18 protein-coding genes are annotated in these 18,859 nt (G+C 65.3%); 7 read left to right on the forward strand and 11 right to left on the reverse strand.

The window, feature by feature from the left end; translation table 11 throughout:
• Positions 1-26: 26 nt before the first annotated feature.
• The 3 genes from P6U27_RS24995 (at position 27) to P6U27_RS25005 (ending at position 1,887) form a co-directional block, all read left to right on the forward strand.
• Positions 27-398: a helix-turn-helix domain-containing protein gene (locus P6U27_RS24995; protein ID WP_020608151.1), complete on the forward strand. Its 372-nt coding sequence runs from the start codon at positions 27-29 to the stop codon at positions 396-398.
• Between the two features lie 284 nt (positions 399-682).
• Positions 683-1,504, forward strand: coding sequence for an enoyl-CoA hydratase (locus P6U27_RS25000; protein WP_122404383.1), 822 nt, complete (start codon positions 683-685; stop codon positions 1,502-1,504).
• A 104-nt stretch (positions 1,505-1,608) separates the two neighbouring features.
• Positions 1,609-1,887, forward strand: coding sequence for a hypothetical protein (locus P6U27_RS25005; protein WP_129145168.1), 279 nt, complete (start codon positions 1,609-1,611; stop codon positions 1,885-1,887).
• A 57-nt stretch (positions 1,888-1,944) separates the two neighbouring features.
• Here P6U27_RS25005 and P6U27_RS25010 read toward each other — a convergent pair whose 3' ends face one another.
• From P6U27_RS25010 to P6U27_RS25020, 3 genes are all read right to left on the reverse strand, one after another.
• On the reverse strand, positions 1,945-3,024 hold the full coding sequence (locus P6U27_RS25010) for an isocitrate/isopropylmalate dehydrogenase family protein (RefSeq protein WP_122404385.1): 1,080 nt from the start codon (positions 3,022-3,024) through the stop codon (positions 1,945-1,947).
• A gap of 132 nt (positions 3,025-3,156) precedes the next feature.
• A complete protein-coding gene (locus P6U27_RS25015; RefSeq protein ID WP_122404386.1) occupies positions 3,157-4,224 on the reverse strand; it encodes an alcohol dehydrogenase in 1,068 nt (355 codons plus the stop codon).
• Between the two features lie 147 nt (positions 4,225-4,371).
• Positions 4,372-5,568: a CaiB/BaiF CoA-transferase family protein gene (locus tag P6U27_RS25020; protein ID WP_122404387.1), complete on the reverse strand. Its 1,197-nt coding sequence runs from the start codon at positions 5,566-5,568 to the stop codon at positions 4,372-4,374.
• A gap of 181 nt (positions 5,569-5,749) precedes the next feature.
• On the opposite strand from P6U27_RS25020, the gene glgA reads away from it, so the two are divergent.
• A complete protein-coding gene (gene glgA, locus P6U27_RS25025; protein ID WP_122404388.1) occupies positions 5,750-7,165 on the forward strand; it encodes a glycogen synthase GlgA in 1,416 nt (471 codons plus the stop codon).
• 64 nt (positions 7,166-7,229) lie between these two features.
• Here the strand turns inward: glgA and P6U27_RS25030 are convergent, their stop codons facing one another.
• The 3 genes from P6U27_RS25030 to P6U27_RS25040 form a co-directional block, all read right to left on the reverse strand.
• Complete coding sequence (locus tag P6U27_RS25030; RefSeq protein WP_162500383.1) at positions 7,230-8,174, reverse strand: oxygenase MpaB family protein; 945 nt, start codon at positions 8,172-8,174, stop codon at positions 7,230-7,232.
• Between the two features lie 86 nt (positions 8,175-8,260).
• Positions 8,261-9,409, reverse strand: coding sequence for a patatin-like phospholipase family protein (locus tag P6U27_RS25035; RefSeq protein ID WP_122404390.1), 1,149 nt, complete (start codon positions 9,407-9,409; stop codon positions 8,261-8,263).
• Positions 9,410-9,494: 85 nt separating this feature from the next.
• Positions 9,495-10,319 carry a 3-hydroxybutyrate dehydrogenase gene (locus tag P6U27_RS25040; RefSeq protein WP_122404391.1) on the reverse strand — a complete coding sequence of 275 codons (825 nt, stop codon included), beginning with the start codon at positions 10,317-10,319 and terminating at the stop codon, positions 9,495-9,497.
• 178 nt (positions 10,320-10,497) lie between these two features.
• On the opposite strand from P6U27_RS25040, the gene P6U27_RS25045 reads away from it, so the two are divergent.
• Positions 10,498-11,385 (forward strand): LysR family transcriptional regulator, encoded by an 888-nt coding sequence (locus tag P6U27_RS25045; protein ID WP_162500384.1) that lies wholly within the window; start codon positions 10,498-10,500, stop codon positions 11,383-11,385.
• 77 nt (positions 11,386-11,462) lie between these two features.
• Here the strand turns inward: P6U27_RS25045 and P6U27_RS25050 are convergent, their stop codons facing one another.
• Positions 11,463-12,179, reverse strand: coding sequence for a peroxiredoxin-like family protein (locus P6U27_RS25050; RefSeq protein WP_122404393.1), 717 nt, complete (start codon positions 12,177-12,179; stop codon positions 11,463-11,465).
• An 83-nt stretch (positions 12,180-12,262) separates the two neighbouring features.
• Complete coding sequence (locus P6U27_RS25055) at positions 12,263-12,547, reverse strand: hypothetical protein (protein WP_122406772.1); 285 nt, start codon at positions 12,545-12,547, stop codon at positions 12,263-12,265.
• Positions 12,548-12,784: 237 nt separating this feature from the next.
• On the opposite strand from P6U27_RS25055, the gene P6U27_RS25060 reads away from it, so the two are divergent.
• Entirely contained in the window at positions 12,785-13,264 is a 480-nt protein-coding gene (locus P6U27_RS25060) for a cupin domain-containing protein (protein ID WP_122404394.1), read from the forward strand.
• Positions 13,265-13,398: 134 nt separating this feature from the next.
• Positions 13,399-14,601, forward strand: a complete 1,203-nt coding sequence (locus P6U27_RS25065) for an MFS transporter (protein WP_122404395.1) — start codon at positions 13,399-13,401, stop codon at positions 14,599-14,601.
• A gap of 146 nt (positions 14,602-14,747) precedes the next feature.
• Here the strand turns inward: P6U27_RS25065 and P6U27_RS25070 are convergent, their stop codons facing one another.
• From P6U27_RS25070 to P6U27_RS25080, 3 genes are read right to left on the reverse strand one after another with little or no spacing between them, the layout of a single operon-like run.
• Positions 14,748-16,034, reverse strand: a complete 1,287-nt coding sequence (locus P6U27_RS25070) for an MFS transporter (protein ID WP_129145169.1) — start codon at positions 16,032-16,034, stop codon at positions 14,748-14,750.
• 23 nt (positions 16,035-16,057) lie between these two features.
• Entirely contained in the window at positions 16,058-16,579 is a 522-nt protein-coding gene (locus P6U27_RS25075) for a PRC-barrel domain-containing protein (RefSeq protein ID WP_162500385.1), read from the reverse strand.
• Positions 16,580-16,602: 23 nt separating this feature from the next.
• Positions 16,603-18,807 (reverse strand): amylo-alpha-1,6-glucosidase, encoded by a 2,205-nt coding sequence (locus P6U27_RS25080; protein ID WP_129145170.1) that lies wholly within the window; start codon positions 18,805-18,807, stop codon positions 16,603-16,605.
• Positions 18,808-18,859 lie beyond the last annotated feature (52 nt).

The raw sequence follows: 18,859 nt of genomic DNA on the forward strand, positions 1-18,859 counted from the left end.
CAGAGATGAAAGCAGCGGCGAAAAGAATGAAACAGCGCAGCGCCGGCAAGCCGGACATCGAGCTCGGCAAGCGGATCCGTCTGCGGCGCGTCGAGATGAAGATCTCGCAGGCCGAGCTCGGCGAGAAGCTCGGCGTCAGCTTCCAGCAGGTTCAGAAATACGAGAAGGGCGTCAATCGGGTCGGCGCGGCTCGGCTTCAGCAGATCGCCTCCGCCCTCGACGTGCCCGTGACCTTCTTCTACGACGGCGACAACAAGGCCCGCGAAGTCGAGAGCCTGCTCTTCCTCGACTCGGCCTTCAGCCTCCGCCTGCTGCGCGCCTACAGCAAGATCAAGGACCAGACGGTGCAGCGTCAGCTCGTCTCGCTGATGGAATCGATCGCGGCGAACGAGAGCTGAGGCCGATCGACGCCTGGCCTTTAGGGCCGATGTTCAATCCGTCGCGTCGCGGGGGCGCGGCCGGATTGAACGAGATCGGAGGAGCTATGTCTGCGCCTGCGCTTGCGCGCGGTTTTGCCTCGGGGCGGCCTCGCCGCCCCTTCTTCTTGGTAATTTGCCGCCGCGCTTCGCGCGCGCCATGCAATCCCAGCACAGGCGGATGCGGCCTCTCCTACCCTGCCCCGGTTGACCACGGCGGCGCCTGCGCCGCACATTGCGCATCGCCTACGACGAGCGAGCGCGCGATGTCCGACATTTTCAGCACGACCGGAACACCTTACGCCGATGGCAAGATCCTCAAGCACACGGCGGGTGGCGTCGGCGTGATCAGCTTCAACAATCCCGACAAGCGCAATGCGATGTCGCTGGAGATGTGGGAGGGATTTGGCGAGGCGCTGACGGCCTTGCGCGACGATGACACGGTACGCGTGGTGATCCTGCGCGGCGCCGGCGGCAAGGCGTTCGTCTCGGGCGCCGACATCAGCCAGTTCGAGAAGGTGAGGCACAATGCGGCGGCGTCCGAGGAGTACGCCAAGCGCAGCGCCGCCCAGCGTGCGCTGCTCGCCGACTACCCCAAGCCGACCATCGCCTGCATCGAGGGCTTCTGTCTCGGCGGAGGCATGCAGGTCGCGATGCTCGCCGACATCCGCATCGCCGCGCATGGCAGCCAGTTCGGCATTCCCGCAGCGAAGCTCGGGATTGCCTACGGCTATGACGGCTTGCGACATCTGGTGTCGCTGGTCGGTCCGTCCTGGGCTCGGCTCCTGATGTACACGGGCATGCGCATCGATGCGGCCGAAGCACTGCGCATCGGCCTCGTCGAGCGCCTGTTTCCGGTCGATCAACTCTGGGGAGAGACGATGGCGATCGCGCAGACCATCTCCGAAAACGCCCCGCTCGCGATCAAGGCCGCCAAGATCACCATCGCACAAGTACTGAAGGACGAAAGCGCGCGCGACATGAACGCGATCAAGGCCATCGGTACCGCCTGCATGGATAGCGCCGATTTCCGGGAGGGCCGGCAGGCCTTCATGGAGAAGCGCAAGCCGCAGTTCCGGGGCTGCTGAAGCTGAACCGACGTTCACGAAGATTAAATTCCTCGTGCAGATCAATGCGGCAGCAACCAGTTGATCTGGCGAAAGTTCTCCCGCCACCAACGAGGGAGAATGCGATGAAACTCAAGTTTGCTGTTCTTGGTCTGGCCGCCATAGGTGGTGTGGCGCTCGCGTCGGGACCGGCCCTTGCGGCAATGCCGAACGGCATCCCGCAGGCGGACAAGATTGCAGGCGGTCCCGCCGCCAACGTCGATCAGGTGCGCTGGGTGTGTAACCCCTGGGGGCGCTGCTGGTGGCGCCCGAACTATTATCGCGCCTACGGCTATTACGGCGGCCCGCGCTTCTACGGCCCACGTCCGTGGGGCTGGCGTCATCATTACTGGCGCCGCTGGTAACGGCAAAGGGGCCCGAGGGCCCCTTTTTTCTTGTGAGATGAACTCTTCGATTGCTTCTCAAAGCGCCGCGAGCACCGCTTTCGTGATGTCGGCCGTGCCGTTGCTGCCGCCGAACTCCATTGGCTTGATGCCGCCGGCATAGGCCTGGTCCACCGCCCGCTCGATGGTCTGACCCGCCTCAGCCGCACTTTCCACACCGTACTTGTCGGCGAGCCAATCCAGCATCATCGCCGCCGACAAAATCATGCCGGTCGGATTGGCCTTGCCCTGCAGCATGATATCGGGCGCGGTGCCGTGGCACGGCTGGAACACTGCATACTTGTCGCCGATGTCGGCCGATGGCGCCATGCCGAGGCCGCCGATCAGGCTCGCGGTGATGTCGGAGACGATGTCACCAAACATGTTCTCCATCACCATCACGTCGAAATCCCAGGGACGCTTCACCAGCATCGCCGAACAGGCATCGACATAGAGCCGCTCGGTCTTCACGCTTGGATGCTTCTTCTCGATCTCGTCGAAAATGCCGCGGAAGAACGCAAAGGCCTTGAATACGTTCGCCTTGTCGACGCAGGTGAGCATCCCCGGCTTGCCGCGCGCCTTGCGCCGCTCGGCGAGGCGGAACGAGAACTCGAACAGGCGCTCGGATGTCTTGCGCGTGATCACCATGGTCTCGCGCGCGTCCTCATGGGTGACGACGCCCTTGCCCATCGAGGCGAACAGGCCCTCGGTGGATTCGCGGATCACGACGAGATCGATACCGCGCGCATCAGCGCCGACGATCGGGCTCGGCACGCCCGGAATGAGCCGCGCCGGACGGACGCCGGCATAGAGATCGAAGATGAAGCGCAGCTCGATCTGCGGTGCAATCTCGGTGTTGTCGGGGTAGCGCACCGACGGCAGACCGCAGGCGCCGAGCAGGATCGCATCCGCCTCCTCGCACAGCTTGATCGTCGTATCAGGCATCGACTTGCCGGTGGCGAGGTAATTGTTGGCGCCGGCGGGCGCTTCGGTGAAACGGAAGCCAAGGCCGGATTTATCGCCGACCTTGCGCAGCACCTCGAGCGCCGGCGCCATGACTTCAGGACCGATGCCGTCGCCGGCGAGCACGGCAACGTGGAAGGCGATGTTTGCGGACATGGGGGTTCCTGCTTGAACGAAGGTGGCATCGTCATTGCGAGGAGCTCTTGCGACGAAGCATCCAGACTGTTTCCGCGCAGGGATTTCTGGATTGCTTCGCTGCGCTCGCAATGACGGCGGAGAGAATCGCTGTTACGGCGTCAGCACGGTGCGTCCGACCACCGCGCCCTGCTGCAACTGCAACAGCGCGTCATTGGCCTTGGCGAGCGGCTGCCGCGTCACCGGGATCGGCGGCACCTTCTTCGTTCGCACGAGATCGAGCAATTCCTGCGTCTCGCGCAAATTGCCGACATAGCTGCCCTGGATCGTGATCGCCTTGATCGGGATCAGCGGCAGTGCCCAGGTCGCACCGCCGCCGAACAGGCCGACGATGACGAGCTTGCCGCCCTTGGTGAGGCAATCAAAGCCGAGCTGCGTCGTGGCGGAGTTGCCGACCAGGTCGATCACGGCGCGGATCGGGCCGCCCGCCTTCTTGGCAAGCTGCTCCAGCGCATCCGGCGCCTTGGGATCGACGGTCGCCAGCGCGCCTGCTTTCTCAGCGGCTTCGCGCTTCTTCGCGTCGATGTCGACCATGATCGCGCCCTTGCCGCCCATCGCCTTCAGCAGCGACAGCGCCATCAGGCCGAGGCCGCCGGCGCCGAACATCACGATCGGCGTGTCGAAATGCTGCTCGACCTTCTTCAGCGCGCTGTAGGTGGTGACGCCCGAGCAGGCATAGGGCGCGGTCGTCGCGGGATCGAGGCCTTTCAGATTGAGCAGATAACGCGGATGCGGCACCAGCATGTGGTCGGCATAGCCGCCGTCACAATAGACGCCGAGCGAGCGCGGTGTCAGACACATGTTCTCGTCACCGCCAAGGCAGGTCGCGCACTTGCCGCAGCCGATCCAGGGATAGACCAGGCCGATATCGCCAACCCTGAGATCGCCCTGGTCGGTGGGCTTCACGTCGGGACCGAAGGCCAGGACTTCGCCGACCGTTTCATGACCCATCGTCAGCGGCAGGTTGATGCCGCGGTCCTTCAGCGACAGCGGCTTGCGGCCATGGCCGAGATCGTAACCGCCTTCCCAGATGTGGAGATCGCTGTGGCAGACGCCGGCCGCCTTCACCTTGATCAACACCTGCGTGCCCGACGGCTGCGGCGTGGCCTCGTCGACCTCCTGCAGCGGCGCCTTGAAATCGGCGACCTTGAAACTCTTCATTGGCATCCTCCCGGCATATTTCTTGTTGTCACGCCCACCATGCCATGGCCGGCGGAGCGAGACAAACTCGCTCCTGTCTAGTTTACGGCGATCGAGGATGGCAACCCGACGGCACGCAACGCCGCATTGCTTGCGGCACGAAGCCGTTCAGCCTGTCGCGGCCGTTTTGCCTGTCGGAATGGACGCGTCGCTGGAGAGCCCAACCTCTTCGCGCAATGCATCCGTGTGCGCGCCGAGCACGGCCACCGTCTTGGCCGGCGTCGTGTCGGCCCCCGACATCCGGAACGGCAGATTGAGCACCTGGAACGAGCCGCCCTCGTCCCGCACTTCGGAAAGCGCCTGCCGATGCGCAAGCTGCGGATCGGCCAACGCCTCTGACACGGTGCGATAGGCCGAGGCCGGGACGCCGGCAGCGCCAAGCGCGAGCAGGCATGCATCGGTCGAAAGCTGCCGCGACCAGACCTCGACGCCATCCATCAGCGCCGCCCAGTTCTCGCGGCGCGGAGCATAGGTGGCAAAGCGTGGATCGGAGATCCATTCGGAGCGGCCGATCACTCCCATCAGAGCCCGGAACGTCTTCTCGCTGGCGACCGTGATCATGACATAGCCGTTTGCCGTCTCGGTCGGGCCGAACATCGGGCGCGGCGGCGGCTTCACCGCGAATTGCGAGCTCTGCAACTCCGTCAGGGTCAAGGTCAGCATCGATTCCAGCATGGAGACGTCGATGTGCTGGCCAAGCCCGGTCACGGTGCGCTGATAGAGGGCTGACGCAATGGCACCGAAACCGTAGGTGCCGGTGACGACGTCGGCGTGGTAGATGCCGCAATAGTCGGGCCGGCTGCGGCCCGGTTGGTACGCGAGATGTGCCATGTCGTAGCCGGAAGCCGCATGGATCACCGGCGCATAGGCCGGCAACTCGGCCGAAGGGCCAGTCTGGCCATAGCCCGAGATCGAGCAGTAGATCAGCCTCGGGTTGACCTGACGCAGCCTGTCGTAATCGAGCCGCAGCCGGTGCATCACACCCGGGCGGAAGTTCTCGACCAGGATATCGGCGGTCGCAGCCAACCGGCGCACCGCCTCCTTGCCGTCCTCGGACTTGAGGTCGAGCACCACGCTCTTCTTGCCGACATTGAGCTGGCCAAACGTGGTGCTGCACCCCTTGCGCAGCGGTGGCCGGGTCCGCATCGTCTCCCCGCCGTCGGTCTCGATCTTGATGACCTCGGCGCCCATGTCGGCTAGCATGCGCGCGCAGTGGGGACCGGCGATCGTGGTCGAAAAATCCAGGACCCGCAGGCCCGCGAAAGCCTTTGTCGTCGTCCCCTCATGCTTGTCTGGTAGCTGCATCCCGACGCCCTTTGGAACCCTCAATGTTCTTCGTTGTTGATGCCGCGACCCTAGACGGCGGCGGCTGAGTAGGAAAGTCTTTACCGAACAGACGCGTCGCGTAAGCGGGCTTTAAGAATTCCGGGGCAACTGGACCCGTTCTTGCATAGCAGCGAACGGGATCGGAAGAGGGCAGCTGTTCTTGAGGGTCTTGTTCATCACCACGGAGATGGACGACTTCGTCCGCGTCGGCGGACTGGGCGCCGTTTCTGCCGCCCTTCCGCGCGCCCTTCGCTCCTTTGCCGATATCCGGATCATGCTGCCCGGCTATCGCGACATCATCGAGCAACTCACGCATATTCAGATCGTTGGTCGCTGTCCCGCATTCGCTGAGATGCCGGCCTGCTCGCTCGGCCGGGCCGCGACCAAGGACGGCCTGCCGGTCTATGTGCTGTTGTGCTCTCAGCTCTACGACCGGCCCGGCAATCCCTATGGCGACGAGTCCGGACACGATTGGCCCGACAACGACATCCGTTTCGCGCGCTTTGCCTCGGCGGCGGCTGAGCTCGCCATGGGCAAGCTGGACAAGAATTGGGCAGCAGACCTGATCCATGCCAATGACTGGCAGGCCTCGCTCGTGCCGGCGTACCTTGCCTGGGGCGGCGCCAAGCTGCCGTCGATCCTGACCATTCACAATCTCGCCTATCAGGGTCTCTTCCCGAAGGAGGCGCTGCGGCGGATCGGCGCACCGGAGAGCTCCTTCCACATCGACGGCGTCGAGTTCTACGACCAGGTCTCCTTCCTCAAGGCGGGACTGGTCTACGCCTCGCACCTCACCACGGTCAGCGCCACCTATGCGCGGGAGATCACCACGGCCGAATTCGGCTGCGGCCTGGAGGGCCTGTTGCAGCTGCGCTCCGACGCCGCCGAGCTCACCGGCATCCTCAACGGCATCGACGAAAGCTGGGACCCGCGCTCCTGTGCGCAACTCGCCCAGCAGTTCGGGGCCGGCGACTGGGTCGGCAAGAAGGCCAATGCGGATTACGTGCGCAAACAGTTCGGGCTCGCGGTCTCGCGCGGCCCGATGTTCGGCATCGTCGCGCGGCTCGTGCACCAGAAGGGCATCGACCTCGTGCTGTCGGCCGCCGACGAAATCGTCGATGCCGGCGGGCAGATCGTGGTCACCGGCTCCGGCGAGCCGGCGCTCGAGCAGGCCTTGATAGACGCGCATCGCCGCCGCCCCGACGCCATCGGGGTCGCGATCGGCTTCAACGACGCGCAGGCGCGGCGCATCTTCGCCGGCAGCGACTTCACCTTGATGCCGTCGCGGTTCGAGCCCTGCGGTCTCAGCCAGATGTACGCCCAGCGCTTCGGCTCATTGCCGATCGGTCACCAGACCGGCGGCCTCGCCGAGACCATCACCGACGGCGAGACCGGATTCCTGTTCTCAAAACCCTCGCGCGAATCTTTCCTCGGCGGCGTCCGCCGGGCCTTCTCGGCCTTCGTGGCGCACGACCAGCTCGACTCCATGCGCCGCAGCGCCATGGGACGATCGTTCTCCTGGAGCATCTCGGCGGGTTGTTACAGCGCGCTCTACCGGAAGCTGGCATCGGTGTGAAGCTGAGGCATTTCCACAGGCGCCGTCATTGCTGTGCAAGTCCGGGGCACGCCGGGAACAATTCTTAGCGGCGCGCGTCCATTTGCGGCCGCCCGATCCAAGCCCGATTGAGACACCGTGTCATCCAATCAGGCTGCGGCTCACCCCGCAGCCGTGCTTGTGCTTCCTGGTAGGGACCGACGTAGCGCAACCGGTCGGGCAGTTTCGGATAGACACGCCTGATCCAGGTGAGCGCGTTGTCGGCAGCTCTGATGTCGCGCTCGTCAAGCGCAAGTCCGAACCCGGCGCGCAGTCGCTCCGGCAGCATCCTCGCCGCGAGCGCGCGATACCAGCGCGGCGGTCGCAACCACGGACGGGCGCCGCTGAAGATCTGTGCGGCGATCTCGCGCGCCGCAGGGCTGACGGTCAGCGTCTCCGACTGCGCCATTGCCGTGGTGTAGGCGGCGAAGCCGGACCAGTCCGCCGGCAAATCATCCCCGGTCAATCCGAACAGGGCGCCGTACAGCCTGGCCTCGCTCCAATAGCGATCGCGCTCCTCCGCCGAGAGTGGCGGCAGCACCAGATCGTGCACCATCAGCGCGGTCTCGACCAGCGTCGCATGGACCCACCGCAGCGAGGGGATGTCGTTGGCGCAGTAGCGCGAGCCGGCCGGGAACGGGCCGACGGTCTCGGGCATCTCGCCGACAATCATGCTGTGACGCCGATGCAGCTGCCGGGACGACAGCAGCGCCTGGTCGAGCGAGCCGAACACCATGGGGAACACGATGCCGAAGGTGCGATGAAAACGACCGATCGGATCGGCAAAGGTCTTCGAATGCTCGGCAATGGCGGCCGCGACCCAGGGATGCGCCAGTTGCAACAGCAGCGCGCGGCCGGCGCCGAGAAAGATCACGGCCTCGCGGTCGATCTGCCAAGTGACCGAGGACGGACCGAACACACCGGCAACCGGCCCTGCCGCGTGAGCGCGGACGTTATCAAGAGTTGCCTCGAGATCCTTCTCAGTGACCAATTGCAGCCTCGCGACGAAGACGCGGCAACACTAGCCCAGACCACGCGTTCGCGAAATCGTCATCACACAAGACGACGACGAAGCCCTCATTCCGCCGCCATCGGCATCTCGTCCATATGCTCGTGCAGCACCACGCCGGCGAGCGGATCGAACTCACCGATCCACGGTCTTCGCGCGAGCACGGATCTCGTGTGGGCATAGCCGGCATCCCAGCGCTGGGCGATGCCTGAGGGGCTGAAATCGATGTCCTTGGTATGGGTCTCGCGGTCGAGCTGCGGCGCCAGCAGGCGCACCACATGCATGCGGGTCGGACAACCATAGCTCGTCAGCTCGCGCACGGCGGGATCGCCACGCTCGCTCTCGGGCAGCCGCGCGGCGAGCTGATTGATGACGTGGCGTAGGCGATGGGCCTGCTGCTGGCGGGCGATCTGGCTCGCGATCCGGCTGGAATATTGCACGTCCTTGTGGCGGTTGAACACCTCCGCCATCGTCGTCGGTTCGGCACCGACCGGATTCCACAGATGAACGGCGAAGATCAGCGAATCCTTGCGCGGGTTGTCGTCAAACACGGCCTCGGTCGGCGTGTTGGACAGGATGCCGCCATCCCAATAGAGCTCGCCGTCGATGCGCACCGCCGGAAACGCCGGCGGCAACGCGCCCGAGGCCATGACGTGCTTCACCGTCAGCTCGCCGTCGCGGCTGTCGAAATAGCGCATCCGGCTGCTGCGGACATGCGCCGCGCCGACCGTCAGCCGCGGCGAGCAGCGGTTTATCAGGCTGAAATCGACGAGTTCGCGCAGCGTCTTCTCGAGCGGAGCGGTCGAATAGAAGCCGGCGTGATCGGTGCCCAGCGGAAATGAATCGCCGGCATGCGCCAGCGGATTTGGGCGAAAGAAGCCGGGAATGCCATTGGTGACGGTCGACCAATAGGCCAGTTTTTCGTTGAAGCCCGGAAACGCGGCGCGCAGATTCCACACTGGATTTTGCTCCATCCGCTTCCAGAATTCCTTCAGGCGCGCGAGCCGCTGGCGAGGCTCGTTGCCGGCGATCAAGCTTGCATTGATGGCGCCGATCGAAGTGCCGATGATCCAGTCCGGCTCGATGCCGGCCTCGTGCAGCGCCTGGTAGACCCCGGCCTGGTAGGAGCCGAGCGCACCGCCGCCCTGAAGCACGAGCACGACCTGGCCGGGCAGGTCTTTGCTGTTGCCTCGCGCGTTGTCCTGCATGCCATCCATGTCTCGCTCCTTTTGAGCTTGCACCGATCGAATATTCGCTGTCGGCGGCAGCTTGTTACGCCGGCCGGAACGAACCCGTTCCATCTCAATGCGCGGTCCAGCCGCCGTCGACCGGCAGCGCCGCGCCGGTGATCGATGCGGCCGCGTCCGTCGACAGGAACACCGCGAGCGCGCCGAGCTCCTCGACGGTGGCAAAGCGCTTGTTGGGTTGCTGTGCCAGCAGAACATCTCGGACTACCTGATCGCGCGAGATACCGTGCGCCTTCGCCTGACCGTCGATCTGGGCCTCGACCAGCGGGGTATAGACATAGCCGGGGCAGACCGCGTTGCAGGTGATGCCCTCTTCCGCGGTCTCCAGCGCCGTCACCTTCGTGAGACCGATGATGCCGTGCTTGGCGGCGACATAGGCCGCCTTGAACGGCGAACCGATCAAGCCGTGCGCCGAGGCAATGTTGATGATCCTGCCAAAGCCGTTCAGCCGCATCGCCGGCAGCACGAGCCGTGTGGTGTGGAAGGCCGAGGACAGGTTGATCGCGAGGATCTGGTCCCACTTCTCGACCGGAAACTGGTCGAGCGGCGCGACATGCTGGATGCCGGCGTTGTTGACCAGGATGTCCAGCCGGCCGGATTGGGCCAGCGTCGCAGCGATCATCTCGGCGATCGATGTCGACCTCGTCATATCCGCGGGCGAGTAGCTTGCCTTCACGCCGAACTCGGTGGCGATCTGCTCGCGTGTCCGGCCGATCTCGCCGGCGACACCAAGACCGTTGAGCACGATGTCGGCGCCGGAAGCGGCCAGAGCCCGCGCAATGCCGAGGCCGATGCCGCTGGTCGACCCGGTGACGAGAGCCACCTTGCCGGCCAGCACGCGGGACGAAGCGGACGTCTGCGTCTTGATAGGGATATTCATGATCCAGACCTCTTCTGCGCAACGCCGCGCCGCGGCTGGCTCGAAATGTGCGGGATCACCCGGGTTTGCGGAAATGCCGGTTAGCTTCCGAGTCGATACGTCCGCGCTATCGCTTGCGGGGTGTCATTCCCGGTTCCTATCGGCTAGATTTCCGGTCGATTTTGCCGGGAGCCGATCCATGGAAATGCATCAGGTCCGCTATTTCCTCGCGGTGGCGCAGCTGTTGAATTTCACGCGCGCCGCCGAAGATTGCAACGTGACGCAGCCGTCGCTGACGCGCGCGATCAAGCAGCTCGAGGCCGAGCTCGGCGGTGACCTATTCCGCCGCGAACGGCCGGCGGCGCAATTGACCGAGCTCGGTCAGCGCATGCATCCGCTTCTGAAGCAATGCTATGACGCCGCCGTAGGCGCGCGCTCGCTCGCCTCCTCGTTCAAGAGCGGAGAGATCGGTGCGCTCCGTATTGCACTGACGCATTCGATCGACCTCGCGCTGCTCATTCCGCATCTCAGCGAGATCAAACGGCAGTTCAACCGGCTCGAATTCCGCTTCCTGCGCGGGACCGGCCGCGAGGTCGGTGAATTCCTCAAGAAGGGGGAAGCCGAGCTCGGCATCGCCGCCGAGATCGACGAGGCCTGGGAGCGGCTCGACGTGTGGCCACTGTTCACGGAAGGCTTCGATCTCGTCGTCAGCCGCGCCCACCGTCTCGCCGAGCACGACGTGATCGAGCCGGACGATCTGCGCGCTGAGCAATTGCTCGGCCGGAGCTATTGCGAGCATTCCAGACGCATCTCCGCCAGCCTGCGCGAGCACGGCATCGACGTCGATCACGGCCACGAGATTTCGAGCGAGCGCGACCTGATCGAACTGGTCGAGGCCGACATCGGCATCGCCATGATGCCCCACACCTCGCCGGTGCCGGAGAGCCTGAAACGTGCCGCAGTCACCGGGCTCGACGCACGCCGCACCGTCAGCCTCTACGGCGTCGCCGGCCGACAGCGGACGGCGGTCGCCAATGCGGTGATGCGGATGCTGCGCGGCGCGGACTGGCGGGAGATCGCGGGGTGATACTGTGAGTGATCGCCGCGCTTCTTCCTTCTCCCTTTGTGGTCCACAAGGGGAGAGGGTGGAACACTCTGCGCGGCTCAGTTCTCCCGGCTCGCGCTCTCCAGCGCCTCGACTAGATCGTCGATCTCCATTCGTTTGCGAAAATCCGGATCGACGAAGCGAGCCTTCACCAGTCGGTCGCGCCCGACCACGAACACGGCCGGGATCGGCAGCATCCAGCCGTCATTGCCGTGGAATTTCGCCATGTCCTGATGGGACAGCAGCTCCTGGATCTCGGCGCCGAGCCAGATCGCGAGGTTGAGCGACAGCGCATAGCCGTTGTCGAGATCGGTCAGGATCGGAAACGGCGCGCCGGATTCGGCCTTGAGCTGTCCAGTATATTCCTGCGTCTCCGGCATGATCGCGACGACCTGCGCACCCATTGCCTTGATGCGGTCCTGCGCCTGGACCACGGCGCGGACATTGAGCCGGCAGTAGGGACACCAGTGTCCGCGGAAGAACATCACTGCGACGGGGCCACGCTGCAGCAGCGCGGGCAGCGTCACGAGCCGCCCGCCCTCGTCGGGCAACATGAACGGCGGCATCGGATCGCCCGGCCGCGGCGCGGTCTCGCCACCGCCGTTCCCGTCCAATCGCGCCACGAGGCGATCGACCGCCTCGCCATAGGCAGGGAAGACCTTGCGGCTGGCATCGGCGTAGGCGCGGAGTTGTTCGTTCAGCGTGCCGTCCATGTCGCGGCAGCGCTGGAAGGCGAGCCTGAGCCGTTCGGCGTCGGCTGGGGATAGAGACGTCATCCTTCTGCTCCGGCATTCCTGGGGCGAATACTAGTTTCCCGGTTCGGCCGCCCGCAAGGGGCGGCCCCGATGCCCGGACCGGTTCAATTCACGTAGAAATTGCCGGTCGGATCCAACCGCCCGGAAGTGGAGTACAGCGTGCCGTTGTCCATGAAGAACACGGTGTTGGCAGGCACCTTCCTCGCGTTCTTCATCATGGCCTCGTGGTTCTTCTCGGCGGGAGCCATGGCCATCGCCGACATCTTGCCGGGCCCGCCATAGACATAGGCCATGCCGGCCTTCAAATCCCAGGCCGCTTCCGAGAACGCCGACGTGGCGATCACCGCGAAGGCCGCGGTAAAGATCAGGGTTTTGGACACTTTCGTCATGAGATGCTCCTCCGGATTGACGTGAACGCCCGCCAATCGGGCGCCCTGTCATCGGACGCCAGATCCCCCGGAAGCGGAAATGCCGATGCCCAATCGGTTCGATAGCCGCGGCGCATCAACATAGCGCCGGGCTATCGCATCGAAAGCGAGCCGGCATTTCAACATCGACGCGGTCTCGACGAAGCTCCTGCCATAGCCGGCGACCACCACGGTTGCGGCCAACACAGGAGAGTTCCCATGTCTAGGCATCACATCGTGTCGCGCGTGGTTTGGACAGGCGTTGCCGTTCTCGGGGCGCTGACATTTGCCACACCAGTTTTCGCCGGCGAATGTCCGGCTGGCAAGATCAAGCCGAACGCACAGCAGATGGTCGACTATAAGCCGGTCGGCGTCACCGACGTCACGCTCGGGGCGATCGACCTCGGCAAGCAGCCCGCCCATATCGATGGTCGCGAGCTGCGCTTCCGCAAGCTGACCATCGAGCCCGGCGGCATCGTGCCCTGGCACAGCCATGACGACCGCCCCGCCCTGATCTTCGTGCAGCAGGGCGAGATCGTCGAATACGCCTCCAACTGCGTCGATCCGATCGTGCACAAGGCCGGCGACATCCGTCCCGAGGTCTACGGCACCTCGCATTGGTGGAAGAACCTCGGCAAGGAAACGGTCATTCTCTATGTCGGCGATGTCCGCAAGGATCCGAACGACCATCACATGTGACGAGCGCCAAGTGTGCCGTCGTTCCGGGGCGCGAAGCGAACCCGGAACCTCGAGATTCCGGGTCTGGTGCTCCGGGCCGCATTGCGGTCCCGTGCGCACCAGCCCGGAACGACAGATCAACGGACAATCACGCCATGACCGATGTTTCCGCGCCGATCAAACCGGCCGCGACGAGGATGGATGCGCACTCGCCGGGCCTCGCCCTGCGCTCGCTCGTGATCGGCCTCACCGCATTCCTGACCGTCGTCGATCTCTTCGCGACGCAGGCGATCCTGCCTTCGCTCACGCGCCACTACGGCGTCACTCCCGCAGCGATGGGTTTTGCGGTCAACGCCAGCACCTTCGGCATGGCGGTCGCCGGTCTCGTCATCGGCTTCTTCAGCCCGCATATCGATCGGCGGACCGGTATCCTGCTCAGCCTGGCAGTTCTTGCGATCCCCACCAGCCTGTTGGCGTCCGCGCCCAATCTTGCCGTCTTCACCGCCCTGCGGGTCACGCAGGGCCTCTGCATGGCGTCCGCCTTCGCGCTCACCCTCGCTTATCTCGGCGAGCAATGCAGCGCCATGGACGCCGGCAGTGCGTTTGCCGCCTACATCACCGGCAATGTCGCCAGCAACCTCGTCGGCCGGCTGATTTCGGCGGCGGTCGCGGACGGCCTCGGCCTCGCCTGGAATTTCTATTTCTTCGCGGCGCTCAATCTGGCCGGCACGGTGCTGGTCTATTTCACCGTCGGACGCGTGCAGCCGATGCACGCGATGATGCCGGCGGCTTCACCGCTCGCCGCCACCATCGCGCATTGGCGCAATCCGCAGCTGCGAGCAGCCTTCGGCATCGGCTTCTGTATCCTCTTCGCCTTCATCGGCACCTTCACCTTCGTCAATTTCGTGCTGGTGCGGCCGCCGCTGTCGCTCGGCATGATGGATCTGGGCTTCGTCTATTTCGTCTTCCTGCCCTCCATCCTCACGACGCTTCTAGCTGGCAAGGTGGCCGCGCGACTGGGGACGCGGCCCACGATCTGGGCGGCACTCGCCGCTGCCGGGCTCGGCCTGCCCCTGATGCTGGCGCCGCATCTGGCCGAAGTGCTCGCCGGCATGGTGCTGGTCGGCATCGGCACATTCTTCGCCCAGGCCGCCGCGACGGGCTTCGTCGGACAGGCGGCTGCCGAGAACCGCGGGATTGCCAGCGGCACCTATCTGGCCTGCTACTTCTGCGGCGGGCTGGTCGGCACGGCGGTGCTGGGGCGTCTGTTCGATGAGTACGGATGGTATGCGTGCGTGGCCGGTATCGGCGCGGCGCTCGCCGCTGCGGCCCTGCTCACGCTCGCCTTGAAGCGCTAACGCCTGGGCCGTACCGCCTCGGCCGGCGTGATGCCAATCGTGCCCCGCAACCGCATGCGCTTGCACAATCCGGACGCCAGATCAGTTTCTCCCCGGGACTTCTGACCGGCCGAACCCGTTTGCGCCACGCATTTCTTTCGCACGGGTCAGACCGTGCGCCGTGTCTCCGGCATCACAAAGAAAATGAGCAAGAGCCCCGCCGCGGCAACGCCGGACAGCCCGACGAACGCCGTGGCATTGCCGAACTTGTCGCTGACATAGCCGCCAAGCACCGTGCTCAACGACGCGCCGATGCCGGTTGCGGTGCCGACGATTCCCTGCGCCAAGTTGAAATGCCCCGTGCCAAAGGCAACGTCGGCGACGATCAGCGGGACCATCACCGCGAACACCGCCGCGGTAATGCCGTCGAACACTTGCACGAGAACCAGGAGATACGGATCGCGCACGGTCGCAAACAAGAGGCCACGAATCGCCAGCGCGCCGAATCCGATCAACAGCAGGGGCCGCCGGCCCCAGAGCTGCGCCTTGCGTCCGACCGTCGGCGACAGCAGCGCCACGATCGCCTGCGGGACGACGATGCAAAAGGCGACGAGCACCGTTGCCCATTGGCTCGACCGTGCCGTCACCGCGCTCGCCATCAGCGGCATCATCGCGGCGTTCCCGAGGTGCAACAAGAGCACACTGAGTGCGAAGACGATGAGCGGACGCTGCCGGATCAGGTGCCAGATATTGGTGTCGCCGCGATCGGCGGCTTCGGGCGGCATCTCACCGTGACAGCGCCTGATGTCGATCTCATTCTCGCGGATGCGCGACAGCGCGATCAGGGTCGGGATCGCGAGCAGGAAGGTGACCAGGAACACCGAGCGGCTCGACAGGAGATAGCCCGCGGTGCCCATCACCGCCGCCGCGACGCCATTGCCCAGTGAGGCGAAGCGCGCGTTGCGGCCGAGCCGCTCGCCGATCGCGATCGGGCCGACGAGGCCGAGGCTGATCGCCGCGATCGCAGGCCCGAGCACGCAGCTCGCCATCGCATGCAGCGTGGCGGCGGTCACCACGACGGGGAAGATCGGCATCGCGGCATAGGCCAGCGCGCAAGTACCGATGGTCGCAATCGCGAGGGCGGCGACGAGACGCTCCGATTTCGCGGCATCGATAATCGCGCCCCCGGGCATCTGGCCGATCAGGGCGACAACGCCGCCGATCGACAGCACGAGGCCGATCTCGACCTGGGTCCATTTCTGCGTCGTCAGATAGACCGCGATGAAAGGACCAAATCCGGTCTGCACGTCGGCGAGGAAGAAGATGAACCAGTCGAGGCCGCGCAGGCTCTGGCGCGACGGCGCCGGAATGCCTGCAGCCGACGGCGCAACGACGTTGTCCTGCTCGACGCGGCCGCTGCGATCTGCATGGGTCAGCTTCCTCGACAACAGCACGGGCGGTCAGCCCTCCCTGCACCTCACTGGATCGCTTGCAGCGGCTGAAGGCTGCCGGACGCGCCGAGCACGACGATCGGCGTGTCTTCCTTGTATTCCGGCGCGGCCGCGACCTGCGCCTTGTTCAGTTCCAACGTGATGCTGTCCTTCTTGTTGGCGATCTTGCCGAAGCGCAGCGCGTTCCAGTCCACCACGATCTTGCGGCTGCCGACGCCGAGAAAGCCGCCGAAATCGATCACCGCGGCGCGGACATGGCCGGTGCGATCGACGATGACGTCGACGATGCGGCCCATGTCCTCGCCGGCGGCGCTGCGAACGTCGCGGCCGAGCACGCCGTGGGCCTCGCTCGCGCCGATGATGGTCACCGAGGGTGGCGGCGCGGCGTCCTTGGGCGTCACTGGAACGGTCGAGGCCGGCGGCTGCGCCGTCGCCGGCGCATTCGCTTCATCCTGGCCTGCGGGCTGATCCTCTGCGGCGCGCAATGGTCCGACCGCGAGGGCAACCATAATCGCCACACCCAGGATCAACGCTCCGATCGCACGCATGATACCCTCCTCACGACGCGCCGCTAGTGAGCCAGCACGATCGAGACCTGGATCTGGCCGCGCGTGCGCAATACCTCGAGCGCGACGTCGTCGCCATGCCGGCTAACACGCAGGTCCACGCTGGACTGGCCGAGGCGCAGATCGCGCAGGATCACCTCGTTGAGGAACGCCGGCAGATGCGGATTGCGCAGGCGAATCTCGCCGCGCGTCACGTCGAACTCGAGACCGAGCGCCGCCTCCAGCAGCGTGAACGGCGTCGCGCTGGCCCAGGCCTGAGGCGCGCAGGCGACCGGATAGAGCGTCGGGCCGCGCCGTTTCTCGCGCCGGAACCCGCAGAACAATTCGGGCAACCGGCGCAGATCCATGTAGGTCGCAGCATCGAACAGCCCCTTGAAGACATGCGCCACCGAGTGCTTGAGGCCGTAGCGCGCGAGCCCGAGCGCGATCAGCGCATTGTCGTGCGGCCAGATCGACCCGTTATGATAGGACATCGGGTTGTAGCGCACCTCGCCTTGCGCGACGGTGCGGATGCCCCAGCCCGAGAAGAAATGCGGCCGCATCAGATCGGCAGCAACGAGGCGCGCGCGGTCCTCGCGGATCATGCCGCTGAACAGGATCTGCCCGGCATTCGAGGTCCTGACCTTGCAGGGTCGCTTCTTGCCGTCGAGCGCGAGCGCATAGGTGCCGAGCTCCTCGCACCAGAACGCCTTCTCGAAGCGCTCGGCGAGCGCCCTGGCTTCGCTCTCGAGCCTGCGCATGCAGTCCGATTTGCCGAGCCGCAGCGCGCAACGCGCGGCGAGCTGCTTGGCAGCAAAGACGTAGCCCTGGACTTCCGCGAGCGCGATATTGCCCTCTGCAAGCTGGCCGTCGGCATGGAAGATCGCGTCGTAGGAGTCCTTCCAGCCCTGGTTGGCCAGCCCCTTCTCGGTCGCACGCTGGTATTCGACGAAGCCGTCCTGGTCGGGATCGCCGGGACCGTCGATCCAGGCCAGGCCCGCCTCGATCGTCGGCCAGAGCTCGATCAAGGTGGCCTCGTCGCCGGTGCGCTCGAAATAGCTGCCCGCGAGCAGCACGAACAGCGCGGTCGAATCGACACTGCCGTAATAATGCGCGAACGGCACCTCCCCGAGCGCCGCCATCTCGCCGCCGCGCATCTCGTGCAGGATCTTTCCGGGCGCGGCGTCCGCGAACGGATCGATTGCCGTGGCCTGAAAATGCCCGAGCCGGCGCAAGACACCTTTGGCGACGCGCGGATCGACCCAGAGCATCTGCAGCGCGGTGATGAGACCGTCGCGCCCGAATGTCGTCGAGTACCAGGGAATGCCGGCATAGGGGTACCGCCCCTGCGGGGTCTCGGTCATCAGCATGTTGAGGTCGGCCATGGCCTGGCACAGCACCTCGTTGAAGATATTGTTGGAGGTCTCGATGCTGGCAGCGCCCATCGTCGACTGCCGCATCTCGCGGCGATGAGCCAGAAGGCCCGGAAAGAACCGCGCCGGCCGTTCCGTCACCGGCCGGTTGCAGGAGACGGCGACGAACAGCGATTTGGCCTGGTGCGGATCGAGCTCGAGCTGCCAGGTCGCGGCATTCACGGACAGCGTGGTGGGACGCGGGTCGACATGCAGGCCGGTGGTGCGCTCGGCGTCGTCAAGGCCGCGATACTCGAACAGCACGTCGGTCGGACCCAACAGGCGGCTCGTGCCGGTCCCGCGGCGCGGGCGCCGCTCGCCGCGCACCTCGAACAGATCGGCGAAGTCATTGTCGAACAGCAGCGTCAGCTCGAAGCTGGCGCGCGCGTCGCCGTGGTTCTGCACGCCAATGCGCTGATAGGCGGCACCGCGCCACAGGAAGATCGTGCGCACGATGTGCAGCAGATCCTTTTGCAACAAGAGGCGGCCTTGGCGGTAGATGTCGGGATTGGTGAGATCGACCGTCAACGCCGAATTGTCGTCGCGCAAATTCGAGCCGAGCAGCAGCGGCTGGAGATCGTCGAGCACGAGCTCCAGCCGCGCCAGATAGCGCGTGTCGCAGTGAAACAGACCGTCCGGCCCGCCCGCCGAAGCGCCGATGTCGCCATGGCTGTCGAGCACGATGAAGGTGTCGTCGTGCTTGAGGGATCGCCGCGGCCGGGCGGCGGGCCCCGTCATCGGAATGTAGAACGTCTGCTCCGCGACGGCTTCCGTCGCCTGCGATATGGATACGATCTGGGTTACGGTTTCGGCTGCCATGAGCTGCTCCCCTGCGCCTTGATTCGAAACGCAACCAACGCGAACGAGACGG

This window comes from Bradyrhizobium sp. STM 3566, from assembly GCF_045571445.1.
Taxonomy (GTDB): domain Bacteria; phylum Pseudomonadota; class Alphaproteobacteria; order Rhizobiales; family Xanthobacteraceae; genus Bradyrhizobium; species Bradyrhizobium vignae.